The sequence below is a fragment of the Chitinophaga sp. 22308 genome (genome assembly GCF_052045305.1).
Lineage (GTDB): Bacteria > Bacteroidota > Bacteroidia > Chitinophagales > Chitinophagaceae > Chitinophaga > Chitinophaga varians_A.
The window spans coordinates 464,581-480,423 of the sequence record NZ_JBQEOP010000004.1; the positions used below are offsets into that span (position 1 = coordinate 464,581).

Sequence of the window (15,843 nt, forward strand, 5' to 3'; positions counted from 1 at the left end):
GTTTTAGATTTCCTTGTCTTTTAACCGGAAATAGGCGATGGTCCAGAGAATGGGCGCCAGCACGTACTGTGCAATGAATGCATAGCTGTGGACCATTTTTTCTGAGATCACGAATACATCTGTTTTAAACTTACCGCCGTGGGTCCCTACCAGTATGAAAGGCGCGTTTTGAAAAGGCGTGGGCGTATGCCTGCCGAACAGTATCCAGACAAACAGTGTGTTCAAAAGGTATAGGCACACGAGGCATAATAAGGTGGCCACCAGTGTCTTTATAAAAGCCAGACGGCCAAAGGATACGGCACCCAGCAAAAACACCGCATGGAAGAAGATATAGGCAAAATAGATATAAATATGGCCGTCTTTCGAATCGAGGAACTCCCAGTCAATAAGAAGGCTCACCTCGTGCCTGATGAGGGATACCCGGTTAAGAAACAGCAGGGCTGAGTAGGCGGCTATATGATATACCAGGAGGTAACCGACGGTGGTGACCAGGAAAATGGTGAGGAACTTTTCAAACTGGGAAGCCGGCAACATGAGGAACTGGCTTCCTTTTTCCTTGCTGGAGAGATCGTTGAATGCCATGCTGGTAAATAGCAGGCCACCAAAGAAAAGGCCGAAATAGTAGACGCCTACCACTTCGCTTAATTCCCGGGGAGCGTTGTCTGTGAGCAGCATAAAAGCCGGTATCAGCATCAGCAGGCCGAAGATGGAGAGGGCTCCCAACAGGTACGATTTCCACGATGCCAGCATATGGTATTGGAAATAATAGCCCAGGCGGCGGAAATCCAGGACGTTATTGGTTTGCATGTGTTTAATCAGTTAAAAAGTTCTTGAATGGGTTGGCGGTTGGAGAGGATGGCGTTAAACAGCAGTTCCATATCGATCTTGCTCTGTTCCATGGTTTCATTTTTCATGATCACGGAGTGGCCGCGCAGGCTGCTGTCGGCATACAGCACCGGCTGGCGGTCGTCCAGCTGTGCCAGCAACTTGAAGCTCAGTTTATCCGTTACCGTGCCTACGTCCTGGTGGAAGATAATTTTATGATCGTCGATGATCACGATATTATCTATGAGGTTATCAAGATCTCTCACCTGGTGTGTGGAAATCACTATGCACTTGTCATCCGTGACGGCGGCAGCCATCACTTTGCGGAACTGGCTCTTGGAGGGAATGTCCAGCCCGTTGGTGGGTTCGTCCATAATGAGCACTTTGGTATTGGTGGCCAGCGCAAAACTGATGATAACCTTTTTCTTCTGGCCGTAAGACATGTTGGTCAGCTGCTGGTCCTGTGGAATGGAAAATTCTTTCAGGTAGCTGTAGAAGGCCTGTTCATCGAAACGGGGGTAGAAAGGGGCGTTAGCTATAACATAAGTGCGGATACTGACTTTAGGCAGAGAGAACTCTTCCGGTACCAAAAATATTTCCCGAAGGAAAGCCGGTTGCCTTTTAGCCGTTTTATAACCCATTACCTCACAGGTGCCCCCGTCGGGGAATAACAAACCGGCTATCTGTTTAAGCAGCGTGGACTTGCCAGCACCGTTTTTACCGAGGAGGCCATATATATGACCTGCCTCCAGATCCAGGCTGAGGTCCTCGAACAGGGGCCTGTTGGGGCGGTAGCTGAATTTCAGGGATTGGATGTTAATCATATCGTGTGATTTAGTGTACTACTTAACTAGTACACTATAAAAGTACGACTTCTATTGATAATTCAAAATATTTTTTTGGGGAGATGGGTGGGCGGTTGAAAAAAAAAGGGGGAAATGAGGGAGAATGAGGCGATGAAAGAGAGGCGGCGGAAATTGTAGATATGCCTTTATGCTTGGTTGGGTACAATCATCTTGCAGGATAAAAGAACTAACCCAATACGATAAATATCTCAGGAAAGGGGATTTGAACTCAACGTAGCCCAGGGCTTCAGCCCTGGGACGAAAAAAGGCTGCCCGGGTAACAGGCAGCCTTGCTATAAAGAATATATTATCATCCTACAGTTCCGGGTACAGCGGGAACTGCTGCATGAAGCCATTCACTTCACCTCTTACTTTGGTGATAAGGGCTTCGTTGTCAGCGTCCATCAGCAGTTGATCGATCCAGTCAACGATCTGCTCCATATGACCTTCTTTCAGGCCGCGGGTGGTGATGGCAGGAACGCCTACACGGATACCAGAGGTGATGAAGGCGGATTTATCGTCGAACGGCACCATGTTTTTGTTGGCAGTGATTTCTGCTTTCACCAGGGTTTGTTCGGCTTTTTTACCGGAGATGTTTTTATTGCGGAGGTCAATCAGCATGAGGTGGTTGTCTGTACCGCCGCTGATGATCTGATAGCCTCTGTTGACGAAGCTTTTAGCCATAGACTGGGCGTTTTTCAGCATCTGTTTGGCGTATACGTCGTATTCGTCAGACAGGATTTCGAAGAAAGACACCGCTTTAGCAGCGATCACGTGTTCCAGCGGGCCGCCCTGGATACCGGGGAATACAGCGGTATCGATGAGGGAGCTCATGAGGCGGATTTCGCCTTTCGGTGTTTTCAGGCCGAATGGATTTTCGAAGTCCTTGCCCATCATGATCATACCGCCGCGGGGACCGCGCAGTGTTTTATGGGTGGTGGTGGTTACGAAATGGCAGTGTTCAAATGGTGAGTTGAGCAGTCCTTTGGCGATAAGGCCGGCAGGGTGTGCAATATCAGCCAGTACAAAGGCGCCTACCTGATCAGCGATTTCGCGGATACGTTTGTAGTCCCAGTCACGGCTGTACGCGGAAGCGCCACATACGATCAGTTTTGGTTTTTCGCGGTTGGCGATTTCCTCCATTTTATCGTATTCTACGAGGCCGGTTTCTTTGTTGACACCATAGAAATGAGGCTCATAAAGCTTTCCGGAGTAGTTTACGGAAGAACCGTGGGTCAGGTGGCCGCCCATGCTCAGGTCCAGACCGAGGATTTTGTCACCGGGCTGCAGGATGGCCAGCATCACTGCTGCATTGGCCTGTGCGCCGGAGTGAGGTTGTACGTTGGCATAAGCCGCACCAAATATTTGTTTAGCCCTGTCGATAGCCAGTTGTTCGCTCTGGTCCACGATTTCGCAGCCGGCGTAGTATCTTTTGCCAGGGTAGCCTTCGGCATATTTATTCGTCATCACATTACCCATGGCCTGCATTACCTGCAAGCTGGTAAAGTTTTCAGATGCGATCAATTCGATGCCATGGCGCTGACGCTCCAATTCCTGGCGGATAATATCAAATATTTGCTGGTCTCTTTGCATGATGCCTTAAAATTTGCTGCAAATTTAGAATAACTCCTGATGAAATGCAATTCAGAGATTTAGGGATTTTCATATTGGCGAATTTTGTGTTTTTGATTGTTAAAATTCGCACAGCCATAAAGCCCAAAATCCCTAAATCTTCATAATTTGTCCTATTTTCGCGGCATTCGGAGCTTATCCTAACTACAACTACATGAAGGCAATAATACCTGTGGCAGGAGCTGGTACTAAACTCAGGCCACATACATATACACAACCCAAAGCACTTATTCCATTAGCCGGCAGGACCATATTGAGCATCATCGTGGACCAGCTGGTGGATGCAGGTATCACTGAATTCGTTTTTGTGGTGGGATACCTGGGTGAGAAAATACAGCATTACGTTGAAAAAAAATACCCGCAGCTGACCTGCCACTTTGTGCAGCAAAACAGCCGTGAGGGCACCGGTCACGCTATCCTGCTGACCCGCGAGGTAGTGGCCAATGATGAGGTGCTGATCGTACTGGGAGATACCATCTGCGAATGCGATTTCAAAGAAGTGATTGCTTCTCCGTATTCTGTACTGGGACTGAAAAAAGTGGACGACCCGCGCAATTTTGGCGTGGCTGAACTGGAAGAGGGCGGAAAGATCACCCGGGTAGTGGAAAAACCACAGATCCCTAAATCGAATTTGGCGCTGGTAGGACTTTATAAAATCAAGGAGAGCGCACAGCTCTATGAATGCCTGCAGGCCAATATCGACAATCATATCAAGTCGCACGACGAGTTCCAGCTGACCGATGCGCTGGAATGCATGATCGAGCATGGCGTACAGTTTAACGCCTTTAAGGTGATCAATTGGTTCGACTGCGGCCGTAAGGACACCCTGCTGGAAACCAATGCCATCCTGTTGAAAAAATACAAAGCCGCTAACAATCCGGTATTGCCGTATGAGAATACCATTATCATACCGCCGGTGAGCATAGGGGAAGGCTGCAACATCAAAAACTCCATCATCGGCCCTAACGTGGCCGTAGGCGATAATACGGTGATCAACTACTCCATCGTAAAAGATTCTATTATCGGTTCATTCAGCAACCTGTATGAGGTGGTGCTGAAATCATCGCTGATAGGCAGCGATGCCAATATCCGCGGCCTTAGCCAGAGCCTTAATATCGGCGACAATACGGAAATCGATCTGGGCTAAAGATATTATATTCGTTACATGAACCGGATTTCAACTTTATTCGGGATACAATACCCGATTGTACAAGCCGGCATGATATGGGCCAGCGGATGGCGTTTAGCCAGTGCAGTGAGTAATGCAGGCGGGCTGGGCCTTATTGGCGCAGGCAGTATGTACCCCGATGTACTGAGGCATCATATCCAACGCTGTAAAGAAGCTACCAACAAACCTTTTGGGGTGAACGTGCCCCTTTTGTACCCGGACATCGAACAATTGATCAACATCATCCTGGAAGAAAAAGTACAGGTGGTGTTTACTTCTGCCGGTAACCCCAAAACCTGGACACCGGTGTTGAAGGCTGCGGGCGTCAAGGTGGTACATGTGGTGTCCAGTTCCACATTTGCACTGAAAAGTGAAGCTGCAGGCGTAGACGCCGTAGTGGCGGAAGGTTTTGAAGCCGGCGGACATAACGGCCGCGAAGAAACGACCACCATGGTGCTGATACCGGCTGTCTGTGAAAAAGTACAGATACCCGTGATCGCTGCAGGGGGCATCGGTTCCGGAAGAGCCATGGCAGCAGCTTTTGCGCTGGGAGCTTCGGGAGTACAGGTAGGCAGCCGTTTTGTGGCAACCCCGGAAGCATCTTCCCATATTAACTTCAAACAGGCGGTGGTCAACGCCAGGGAAGGCGATACCATGCTTAGTCTGAAGAAACTAACCCCTGTACGCCTGATTAAAAATCATTTTTACGAATCGGTAAAAACCGCTGAAGACAGCGGTGCCGACCCGGATGCACTGAAAATACTGCTGGGCCGCGCCCGCGCCAAAACCGGCATGTTTGAAGGCAACCTGGAAGAAGGAGAACTGGAAATAGGCCAGGTAAGCGCATTGATCCACGATATAAAGCCTGCGGCCGAAGTACTGGAAGATATCTGGAAGGAGTTTCAGACAGTGCGGAAACAATTGGGCGATTTAGCTATTTGATCATTTTGATATTTGATTATTTAAAGAACGCCTGGCGCGCTTCAAATAATCAAATATCAAAATAGCCAAATGCTTAAATGATATTATCCTTTCTTCACCACCCATTTCAGGGCTTCTTTCAGGGTGATTTTTTTACCATACAGCAAAATGCCTGTACGGTATATCTTTCCGGCCGCCCAGGTATTCACTATAAAACCTCCTGTCAGCAAAGCAAAAGACAATGCCAGTTGCCAGTAGGGCACGGTTCCCGGCACGCCATACGGCAAACGGGCCATCATCACCATGGGCGAAGTGAAGGGAATAATGCTGCCCCATACGGCCAGCTGGCTGCCCGGGTCCTGCACGGCTTTCATCATGATCATAATACCAATAATGATGGGCACCGTGATGGGAAAAGTCAGCTGTTGCACATCGGAAGCGTCTTCATTGGCCAGGCTGCCGATAGCGGCAAACAGCGAGGAGTAGAACAGATAGCCGCCGAGGAAATAAAATGTGAAGCAGGATAACAGCAATGGCCAGTTGATACTGTCCACCACGTCGGCCACCCGGCGGAAAGCTTCTGCTGCCTCAGCATTGTTGCCCTGCGCCATCATGTTGCTTTGACTGGCAGCCTGGATACTTTCCGGGGAAAGGAACAGCGGTATGATGGTATAGATGACGCTGATCAGTACGCCCCATATCAGAAACTGCAACAGTCCCACTGCCGCAATACCTACGATCTTGCCCATCATCAGCTGGAAAGGTTTTACACTGGAGATCATCACTTCGGCGATGCGGCTTACTTTCTCTTCCATAACGCCGCGCATTACGGAAGTGCCGAACAGCAGCAGTACGATATAGATGGTAAAGCCACAGGCATAGCCTACGCCGTAGGCCACCCATGAGTTGCCTTTCTTTTCGTCGTCGCCGCTTTTGAAGTCGACGGAGATATTGGAACGGAGCGCGTCCAGCTTGGATTTGTCGATGCCTTCCTGCTCCATGCGTTTCCTTTCGATCACGTTGTTGATATCACCGTTGATCGCTGATTCCAGGGAGATGCCCACCTGGCCTTTACTGTAGTATTCCAGTCCGACCGGGCGGTTAATATCAATATCCGGTATATAAAGGATACCGGAGTAGTCTTCTGCCTCGTAGTGGCGTTTGAGACTGTCGAGATTGGCGTCCGGCAGGTATTTGAAGTAGACGCCTCTTTTGTCCGGCAGCTGGTTGTTGAAGATGCCGCTTTTATCGATGACCGCAATGCGTTTGCTCTCGTTGCCGCTGACAGCCATGAGGATGGGGATAATGATCATGGCGGCAAAGGCTACCGGCACCAGCAGGGTTACTACCAGGAAGGAGCGTTTGCGGACGCGGGTAAGGAATTCTCTCTTAATGATAAGCCATATCTTGTTCATAGTCGATGTGCTGGGTGATCAGGCAGGTTGCTGCGCCGCTGTGATGACAGGCGCTTGTTCCGTTTGCTGGACCTGGGTGATGAATACTTCGTTGATGGAGGGCAATATTTCCTCGAAATAGGTAACGGGTATGTTCTGATGGATGAAGTGCAGCAGGATGTCATTGGTAGAGCTGTCTTCATTCATCTTTACCGTGACGGTATTTTCGTGTATGCTGACGATGGTGAAGTGATAGGTGGCCATCATTGCTGCGTTGGGCACTACGCCAAGACCTATACGGAAGAGTCCCTGTTTGAAGTCCTGTTTGATTTGTTTTACGCTGCCATCGAGTATTTTATGGCCTTTGTTGACCAGCATGATGTGGTCGCATATTTCTTCCACCTGTTCCATGCGGTGGGTGGAGAAGATGATGGTGGTGCCCTGCTGCGCCAGGTCAAAGATCTCCTGCTTGATCAGGTTGGAGTTGATGGGATCGAGGCCGGAGAAGGGCTCATCAAGGATGAGCAGTTTAGGGTCATGCATGATGGTGGAGATGAACTGCACCTTTTGTTGCATGCCTTTACTGAGTTCGTCCACGCGTTTGTTCCACCAGGAGTTGATATCGAATTTGTCGAACCATTTTTTGATTTTGGCGGTAGCTTCTTTTTCGCTGAGGCCTTTGAGGCGTGCGAGGTACAGGGTTTGTTCGCCGACCTTCATTTTTTTGTATAGCCCTCTTTCTTCGGGCATGTAGCCGATCAGCGGGGTATCGCGTTGTGGATCGAAGGGTTTGCCGTTGAGCAGGATGGAGCCTTCATCGGGGTAGAATATGCCGGTGATCATGCGTAGCAGGGTGGTTTTCCCGGCCCCGTTGGGGCCGAGCAGACCGAATATGCTGCCTTGCCGGATGTTAAAGCTGATATCATCTACAGCTTTGTGGGTGGCATAGTGCTTCTTCAGGTTTTTGACTTCAAGTAGATTCATGATGAAAATTTAGCAATTATTCGTGAATAATGTGCTATGCCTTTCATCATGATAATCCGTGGAGGCGGGCAGCGATCATGGCGGCCACGCGTTCCCCGTCCATAGCGGCTGATACGATGCCGCCGGCATAACCAGCGCCTTCCCCGCAGGGGTATAAGCCTGCCAGTTGCGGGTGTTCCAGAGTATCGTTGTCGCGGGGTATCCTTACGGGAGAGGATGTACGGGATTCTGTGGCCACGAGGATGGCATTATCTGTATAGTAACCTTTTATTTTGCGGCCAAATGCTTTAAAGGCGCCGGCGAGGCGTTGGTGTACCGCTGCCGGCAGGACAGTGCGCAGGTCGGTGCTGTTGACGCCGGGAAGGTAAGAGCATTCGGGCAGCGTGGAAGACACTTTGCCTTTCACGAAGTCGGTCATCCGCTGCGCCGGCGCTACGAAGAGTCCGCCGCCGGCAATGAAGGCCTGGCGTTCCACTGCCTGTTGATAATACATAGCTGCGAGCGGGCCATGGTGGGCAAATGGTGCGAAGTCGGATTCATCTACGGTAACGACCATACCGGAATTGGCGTATGGGTTGTTGCGTTTGGAGGGCGACCAGCCGTTGACCACCAGTTCACCGGGATCTGTGGCTGCCGGGGCGATGATACCGCCGGGGCACATGCAGAAGGAGAATACGCCGCGTCCTTCTACTTGTTCCACGAGGCTGTAGCTGGCGGGTGGCAGGTATTCGCCGCGCAGGGCGCAATGGTACTGGGCGCTGTCGATCAGCTCCTGCGGGTGTTCCACGCGGACGCCGAGGGCAAATGGTTTGGCTTCCAGCAGTATGTTTTGCCGGTGAAGCATGACGAAGATATCGCGGGCGGAGTGGCCGGTGGCGAGGATCACGTGGCGCGCGCTGAAAGTGTGTCCTGCTGCGGTTTCCACGCCGGTAACAGTGCCATTGTGTATCTGGAGGCTGCTGACTTTCTGTTCAAAGTGTACTTCCCCGCCGGCGGCGATGATCTGTTCGCGCATGGCCGTAATGATATGCGGCAGTTTATTGGTACCGATATGCGGGTGTGCGTCGATCATGATTTTTTCTTCCGCGCCGAAGTGTACGAATATGTTAAGGATGCGGTTGATATCGCCTCTTTTGTTGGAGCGGGTGTACAGTTTGCCGTCGGAGTAGGTACCGGCGCCGCCTTCCCCGAAGCAGTAGTTGGAGTCGGGATTGACGATGCCTGTTTTATTAAGGGCTGCGAGGTCGCGGCGTCGTGCGCGTACATCTTTGCCTCTTTCGAGGATGATGGGTTTGATACCGTCTTCAATGAGGCGCAGTGCGGCGAAGAGGCCGGCAGGGCCAGCGCCGGCAATGATAACGGCCGGTGCGTTGGCAGGCAGTGGTTTGTAGACAGGATGTGCATGTACCCTTTCATGAAAGGGTTCATTGACAAATACGAGCAGGGTGAGGATGAAATACACCTGTTGCCTGGAACGTGCGTCGATAGAGCGTTTGAGCAGGTGGTAACCGGTGATGGCAGCAGGTTTTACGCCGAGGGTGGCTGCTGCCTGTGTAGTGATGCGGGAAGGGTGGGCTGCGTCCGCGGGCGTCAGCTTCAGGGAGATTTGTTGTTGCATAAACGTAGTTAGGGAGTTATCCTAAAAAGAGTTATGAATTATAAATTTTGAGCTTTGACTTTATAACGAAGAGCTTAACGGATAATGTGTTTTGAAGCATTATACGTTAAGCTCTTCGCAATAAATTCGTCTCGTCATTCCACATGACCGGGTGGTCATTAAAACGGCAGATCGTCGCCACCATCGCCGGCAGCAGGCATCTGCGGAGTGTTGTAGTTAGGCATGGGGTCTGCGCCGGGAGCAGGAGCTGCCATTACAGATTCCATACGCCATGCGTCCAGGTTGGTGATGTAGTTGACCTTGCCGTCTTTTTCCCATCTGGTGCCTTTGATATTGAAATAAACTTTAACGTTTTCACCTTCATTGAACCGGTCAACAATACCTGTACGGTCCTGTACGGACTGGAATTTGATATAGTTGTTAATCACACGGCCGTTGATATCATCGGATTTCTCAATAACGAACTCTCTTGTTTTAAAAGTTTCGCTGCGTTGTACCGTGTTGTACTTCACAATCAGCTTTCCGGTAATTTCAAAACTCATAGAAAAATTTTTTAAATTCAGAAGCATCAAAGATACGGTATTCAGCTAAGTGCGTGCAAATATTTTTTATTAAAACCGGGCGCGCGGATATCTAATAAATTTATCTGGTAATAACTAATTGGAAACACATTTTTTTAAATGGAGATACTAACATAGTTTTGCACCCTCGCAGAAAAAATTGTGAATATCTCATCCTTTTCCTGCGGTCGTTTTTTTTGCCATGAGGAGGTGCGATATTATTTTATCAGTTATATATCCATATTTATGATAAAAAGGACAATGAGAAAGACAAAGATGCTGCTAATCAACGGAGTTTATAGTACTGAAATCCGTGTAACGTTAGTGCTGTAAAGCGCTGACAGCAGGGCGTGACGCAGTATCAACACACTGTTGTCCGGGGAATATAAACAAGGGTAGATAAATTTTTTTTTTCAACATTTTCTACAGATATTCGTCGTCCTGTCTGAAAATTTTTCAACATCCTGCGTTGGGAGATTTCTAAAAATTCGAGAACTAAGCAGCATCCTTAATTAAGAAACAACTAATTTATTTTATCTCAATGAATAAAACTTGCGAACAAGTTTGGGAAAGGTGTCTTAATATAATTAGGGATATTGTGGAATGGCAGCCGTTTAAAACCTGGTTTGAACCTATTAAGCCCATTAAACTTGAAAACAATGTTTTAACCATCCAGGTCCCCAGCCAATTCTTTTATGAATACCTTGAAGAGCATTATGTGGGATTGTTAGGGAAAACTATAAAAAGAGAATTAGGTAAAGAAGCCCGGTTGGAATACCGCATTGTAGTGGAAAACGGTACACCACACCAACATCCCAGAACGGTGAACATGCCTACGCAGTTCACAAAACCCCAGAAAGATAATGAGGTAGACTTTCCGTTAACCATACATAACCCGGTAAAGAACCCATTCGTTATCCCGGGGATTAAACGGGTACAGATCGATTCTCAGCTCAATCCAAACTATACGTTTGATGCGTATATAGAGGGGGATTGTAACCGTGTGGCGCGCCGGGCAGGAAAAACGGTCGCGGAAAAACCAGGCGGCACCTCTTTCAACCCACTGGTGATCTACGGTGGCGTTGGACTGGGAAAGACACACCTCGCACAGGCCGTGGGCAATGAAGTGAAGCGTATTCATCCGAATAAGGCCGTGCTGTATGTGAGTGCCGAGAAATTCATCAACCAGTTTATTGATCACTCAAAAAATAATATCATCAACGACTTCATTCACTTCTATCAATTGATAGACGTACTGATCGTGGATGACATCCAGTTCTTTGCCCGTGCGGAAAAAACACAGGACGCGTTCTTCGCGATCTTTAACCATCTGCATCAATCAGGCAAACAACTGATCCTTACGTCGGATAAGGCCCCCAAAGACCTTGATGGCGTACAGGAACGCCTGCTGAGCCGCTTCCGCTGGGGCCTCAGCGCGGATATCCAGATACCTGACTTTGAAACCAGAATGGAAATTCTGGAACTCAAAATGAAAAACGACGGACTGGAAATGCCAAAGGAAGTGGTGAAGTATGTTGCCTATAACATACAAACCAACGTACGTGAACTGGAAGGTGCGCTGATCTCCCTGCTGGCCCAGTCTTCCCTGAACCGCAAAGAGATCGACCTCGAACTGGCTAAACGTGTACTGAAGTCTTTCGTTAAAACTTCTTCCAAAGAAATTACCATCGAAAGCATCCAGAAAATGGTCTGCGAATATTTTGATGTGCCCTACGATAAACTGCTGCAGAAAACACGCAAACGCGAAATCGTACAGGCGCGACAGATAACCATGTACCTGGCTAAGTCATTTACAAAAAATTCACTGAAAACCATCGGCGAACATTTCGGTGGCAGAGACCATACTACAGTGATCCACAGCTGTCAAACCGTTAAAGACCTGATGGACACCGACAATAATTTCCGCGACAGCGTAATCGAACTACAGCAAAAAGTACAGCTGGCCGCTATGTAATGGCCATCCCCTAACCTATTTGAATAATGCCGCTCCATACCGGAGCGGCATTATTGTTTATGACATATTTATTAAAATAACATGTGTTTTTACGATTTTGTGCAACTTAATTGCCGTTATTGACAAGACAGCTGTTGTAATGAACGTAAAAAAGACGCGGCGATATTTTTAAGGTAATACGCTGTAATGCTTTACTGTAAAGGCTTCTGCCGGTAAGTGCCACGCTCGTCTTCACTGCTTCAAAGAAAATTTCTGAAAAAAATTAAATTGCTTTTGGAGAATATAAAACTTTTCCTATTTTTGCAACCCCTTCACAGAGGAACGGTGAGGTGCCTGAGTGGCCGAAAGGAACGGTTTGCTAAACCGTCGTACGGGCTTAAACCTGTACCGAGGGTTCGAATCCCTCCCTCACCGCAGAGAAAAGTCTTCAAATATTATTTGAAGACTTTTTTATTTTAAACAGATTTCGGAGCGCTATTGACGCTCCGCTGAATATAAAGCAGCGATAGCAGTTTAATGAAAACTAGTATCGCTGTTTTGTTTTTTTACAGATACTATTGCGCCTGCACTGACGACGCAATTAAGTAACTTTACCTGCCCAACTGACGAGGTGAATAAAGAGTGGGTTAGTTTTGAATGGATAATAATTAGATGTTTTTAAGTTAAATCATTTAACATGGGACCAATTACTATCAGAGAAGCCTCCATCACCGATGCCAAACAACTGAGCGACCTCATTACCGAAAATGCAAATGCCCTGCTAAAACCCCACTACAGCCCCGAACAGTGGGAAATATTCATTAGATACTATTCTGAACAGACCATGATTGAAAAGATAAATCAGCAGGTCATGTTCTGTGCGGAAGCAAATGGCCACATTGTTGGCACTGTCGCACTGGACAACGATTTGGTGGTCGGCTTTTACACACGGCTCCAACAAGTGGACCAGGGAATAGGAAAACAACTGATGTCGCACCTGGAAAATTACGCGCGTGCCCACGGAATAAAGGCGTTACAGTTAGCAGCATCTCCCGCCGGCCTGGCATTCTACCATAAAAACGGCTGGCAGAAGGTAAAGGACTTCACTGTTTACCACTACGGCGTAGGCTTTGAAGAGACATTAATGATAAAGACACTTTAGCCGTCGCCGGAAGAAGGCTTTGCATCTCTTCAAATTCCTGAATGCGCAAATACAGCCCGTTATTATTCCTGAATTCGTAAACCATTCCGTCTGCCTGCATTTACCTTTGCAAAAATTTTTTGCATGAGCATTATGTTGAAGCGGATGATATGGGGGATATGGCTCCTGCTGCCTTTGTGGGTGGCAGCCCAGCATGAAACCACAGGGAGCCTCACTGGTAAAATTACATCGCTGGACCATCAGCCGCTGGAGCTGGTATCAGTGTCATTGCCGGTGTTGCAGAAAGGCACACTGACCAACAACGCAGGAGAGTACCAGATCACCGGCATCACTCCCGGAACATACACGCTGCGTATACAAATGCTGGGCGCCACAGAAAAAGACTTTACGGTGGTCATCACCGCAGGACAACCAACGGTAGTGGATTATCAGCTTAGTAAAGAAAACATACAGGCCTTGCAGGAAGTAAGGGTAGTGGGCACCGTGAATAAGTTCTCTCATAAAGAGAGCATCTATATCAGTCGCCTGCCCCTGAAAAACCTGGAAAACCCGCAGGTGTACAACATTGTGCCGAAAGCGCTGATAGAAGAACAGATGGCGCTTGACCTTGGCAGTATCTCCCGTAATGTGCCCGGAGCAGGCATTCCGATGCTGGCCAACCAGGGCCGTGTCACTTTCCGCTCCCGCGGTTTTGAAACAGAACCGAATGCCAGAAACGGAGTTGCCGGTGCGGCTTTTTCTACTATCGACCCGGCCAACCTGGAAAGGGTGGAAGCTATCAAAGGGCCGTCTGCCACCCTGTTTGGCACCAACGTGTCCAGCAGTTACGGCGGTTTATACAACCGTGTTACCAAAAAACCATATAACGGTTTTGGTGGCGAAGTGGCTTACTATGGCGGCAACTGGAACTTTAACCGGTTGACCGTAGACGTGAACACACCCGTGAATACAGATAAAACAATGTTGTTCCGTTTGAACGGGGCCACTACATTTGAACAGAGTTTTCAGGACATGGGCTTTACCCGCAGCCTGAGCCTGGCCCCCAGCTTCTCGTATCAGATCACGGATAAACTGTCATTGTTGCTCGATGTGGAGTTCGGACAGGCTAAAGGTACTTCGGTAGTGCGTTTCAACCCTTATACCGGTAGCAACAAAACACAGTCCGTCGCTGATATGGGTTTTCCCTATAACCGTATGTTCCTGGGTAATGATATCGCGTATCAAACGCAGATGATGAACATTTTTGCACAGTTGAACTATAAAATATCTTCCAACTGGACATCACAAACAATTCTTTCCCGTGCCCGCTCTTCTATCGACGGATACATCACCGCGCTGAACGGCCGCTCTGATTCTACCCTGCGCGCGCAGGTAATGGTGGGCTACACCGCTTTTATTGCAACTGACATACAGCAGAACTTCATCGGGGATTTTAAACTGGGTGCTTTCCGTAACCGCCTGGTAGTGGGACTCGACTATTACAACAACTCCAATTCATTTGACCGTGTGTCCGTTAACGGGCCTACGGTGAATTTTATCAATCCGGGGAACAGCTATAAGATCACCCGTGCAGATATTGACGCGCTGGTGCCTAACGGTACGCCGCGCCGGGAAAACAATGGTGATAACACCTACGCCGTCTACGCTTCCAACGTGATCAACTTTACGGACCGCCTGATGGCCATGCTGAGCCTGCGGCTGGACCGATACGAGAACCAGGGAGTATATAACATCACTACCGGCGTGACCAACGGTGCTTATGGCCAGACATCACTGTCTCCCAAATTGGGCCTCGTGTACCAGGTAGTGAAAGACAGGGTGTCCCTGTTTGGTAACTATATGAATGGTTTCCTCAACAAAAGCGGTTCAGATGCGCAAGGCAATTCTTTTAAACCGGAGCAGGGCAACCAGCTGGAATACGGCGTGAAGGCGGATGTGCTGGACCACAAGCTGGTAGGCACTGTCAGTTACTATGATATCCGCGTTAAAAACGTGTTACGTACAGATCCCAATGATGTGAACTATTCCATTCAGGACGGTACCCAGGAAAGCAAAGGCGTGGAGGTGGAATTTACTGCTGCACCGGTCACAGGGTTGAACATAGTGGCTGGATATGCTTATAACGATAGTAAATATACGAAAGCGGACAAGTCGGTGGAAGGACTGCGCCCTGCGTTGTCCGGGCCGGATAAAATGCTGAATTTCTGGGCCAGTTACCGTTTCCCGAAAGGAACGCTGAAAGGACTCGGTATTGGCTTCGGCGGTAATGCCGGTAGTGCTTCGTTCCAAACCAATACCCAGACCGCCAGGGTGATCATCCCGTCCTATACCATCCTGAATGCAGCCTTGTTTTATGACTATGGCAAGATTCGTGTAGGCGCCAAGGTGGATAACCTGACCAGTGAAAAGGCCTGGTCGGTGCGGTTAACGCCGCAGAACCCCGCCCGCTTCACGGGTAGCGTCAGCCTTAAATTCTGATATTCATATAAAAGAGCCGGTTTCAAACCGGCTCTTTTTGTTTAGGGTAAACAATCTCCGACAGGATAAAAAAATCTTGCAATGAATAGTCTACAAATATTGTGTACTAATAAAAATAGTATTACTTTTACGCCGTTGTCATATCAGCGCACACTGTAAAACCAATCTATATACAGCAGAACCAGCCTTGTGTAGTTTTTAGCACCACCCGATAAAACTACCGGCAGCAGTGTTGCAGGGCGACTTATTCTTCAATACTAAACTTTAAGTAGATGTCAACCACTGACTACTTTAACCGTACA

General features: G+C 48.5%; 12 protein-coding genes and 1 tRNA gene. 6 read left to right on the forward strand and 7 right to left on the reverse strand.

The annotated features are described in order from the left end of the window. Window positions 1–3 precede the first annotated feature (3 nt). The 3 genes from ACTJJS_RS17965 to glyA all read right to left on the reverse strand — a co-directional run bounded on the left by ACTJJS_RS17965 (window position 4) and on the right by glyA (window position 3,263). On the reverse strand, window positions 4–807 hold the full coding sequence (locus tag ACTJJS_RS17965; protein WP_440664709.1) for a hypothetical protein: 804 nt from the start codon (window positions 805–807) through the stop codon (window positions 4–6). 8 nt (window positions 808–815) lie between these two features. Further along, window positions 816–1,649 (reverse strand): ABC transporter ATP-binding protein, encoded by an 834-nt coding sequence (locus tag ACTJJS_RS17970; RefSeq protein ID WP_440664710.1) that lies wholly within the window; start codon window positions 1,647–1,649, stop codon window positions 816–818. A gap of 336 nt (window positions 1,650–1,985) precedes the next feature. Further along, complete coding sequence (gene glyA / locus ACTJJS_RS17975) at window positions 1,986–3,263, reverse strand: serine hydroxymethyltransferase (protein WP_168870314.1); 1,278 nt, start codon at window positions 3,261–3,263, stop codon at window positions 1,986–1,988. A gap of 193 nt (window positions 3,264–3,456) precedes the next feature. On the opposite strand from glyA, the gene ACTJJS_RS17980 reads away from it, so the two are divergent. Then, window positions 3,457–4,449: a sugar phosphate nucleotidyltransferase gene (locus ACTJJS_RS17980; RefSeq protein WP_168870313.1), complete on the forward strand. Its 993-nt coding sequence runs from the start codon at window positions 3,457–3,459 to the stop codon at window positions 4,447–4,449. An 18-nt stretch (window positions 4,450–4,467) separates the two neighbouring features. Further along, a complete protein-coding gene (locus ACTJJS_RS17985; protein WP_440664711.1) occupies window positions 4,468–5,412 on the forward strand; it encodes an NAD(P)H-dependent flavin oxidoreductase in 945 nt (314 codons plus the stop codon). Window positions 5,413–5,495: 83 nt separating this feature from the next. Here the strand turns inward: ACTJJS_RS17985 and ACTJJS_RS17990 are convergent, their stop codons facing one another. The 4 genes from ACTJJS_RS17990 to ACTJJS_RS18005 form a co-directional block, all read right to left on the reverse strand. Continuing rightward, complete coding sequence (locus ACTJJS_RS17990) at window positions 5,496–6,806, reverse strand: ABC transporter permease (protein WP_440664712.1); 1,311 nt, start codon at window positions 6,804–6,806, stop codon at window positions 5,496–5,498. 18 nt (window positions 6,807–6,824) lie between these two features. Beyond that, entirely contained in the window at window positions 6,825–7,769 is a 945-nt protein-coding gene (locus ACTJJS_RS17995) for an ABC transporter ATP-binding protein (RefSeq protein WP_440664713.1), read from the reverse strand. 46 nt (window positions 7,770–7,815) lie between these two features. After that, a complete protein-coding gene (locus ACTJJS_RS18000) occupies window positions 7,816–9,387 on the reverse strand; it encodes an NAD(P)/FAD-dependent oxidoreductase (RefSeq protein ID WP_440664714.1) in 1,572 nt (523 codons plus the stop codon). A 158-nt stretch (window positions 9,388–9,545) separates the two neighbouring features. Next, a complete protein-coding gene (locus ACTJJS_RS18005) occupies window positions 9,546–9,929 on the reverse strand; it encodes a DUF3127 domain-containing protein (protein ID WP_078669114.1) in 384 nt (127 codons plus the stop codon). A gap of 559 nt (window positions 9,930–10,488) precedes the next feature. Between ACTJJS_RS18005 and dnaA the strand changes: the two genes are divergently transcribed. The 4 genes from dnaA to ACTJJS_RS18025 all read left to right on the forward strand — a co-directional run bounded on the left by dnaA (window position 10,489) and on the right by ACTJJS_RS18025 (window position 15,541). Beyond that, the gene (gene dnaA / locus ACTJJS_RS18010) at window positions 10,489–11,922 is read left to right on the forward strand and encodes a chromosomal replication initiator protein DnaA (protein WP_078669113.1); all 1,434 of its coding nucleotides are present in this window, start codon (window positions 10,489–10,491) and stop codon (window positions 11,920–11,922) included. Window positions 11,923–12,245: 323 nt separating this feature from the next. Then, window positions 12,246–12,336, forward strand: a tRNA-Ser gene (locus ACTJJS_RS18015). Between the two features lie 262 nt (window positions 12,337–12,598). Continuing rightward, window positions 12,599–13,063, forward strand: coding sequence for a GNAT family N-acetyltransferase (locus ACTJJS_RS18020; protein WP_440664715.1), 465 nt, complete (start codon window positions 12,599–12,601; stop codon window positions 13,061–13,063). Between the two features lie 123 nt (window positions 13,064–13,186). Beyond that, the gene (locus tag ACTJJS_RS18025; RefSeq protein ID WP_440664716.1) at window positions 13,187–15,541 is read left to right on the forward strand and encodes a TonB-dependent receptor domain-containing protein; all 2,355 of its coding nucleotides are present in this window, start codon (window positions 13,187–13,189) and stop codon (window positions 15,539–15,541) included. Window positions 15,542–15,843: the final 302 nt, after the last annotated feature.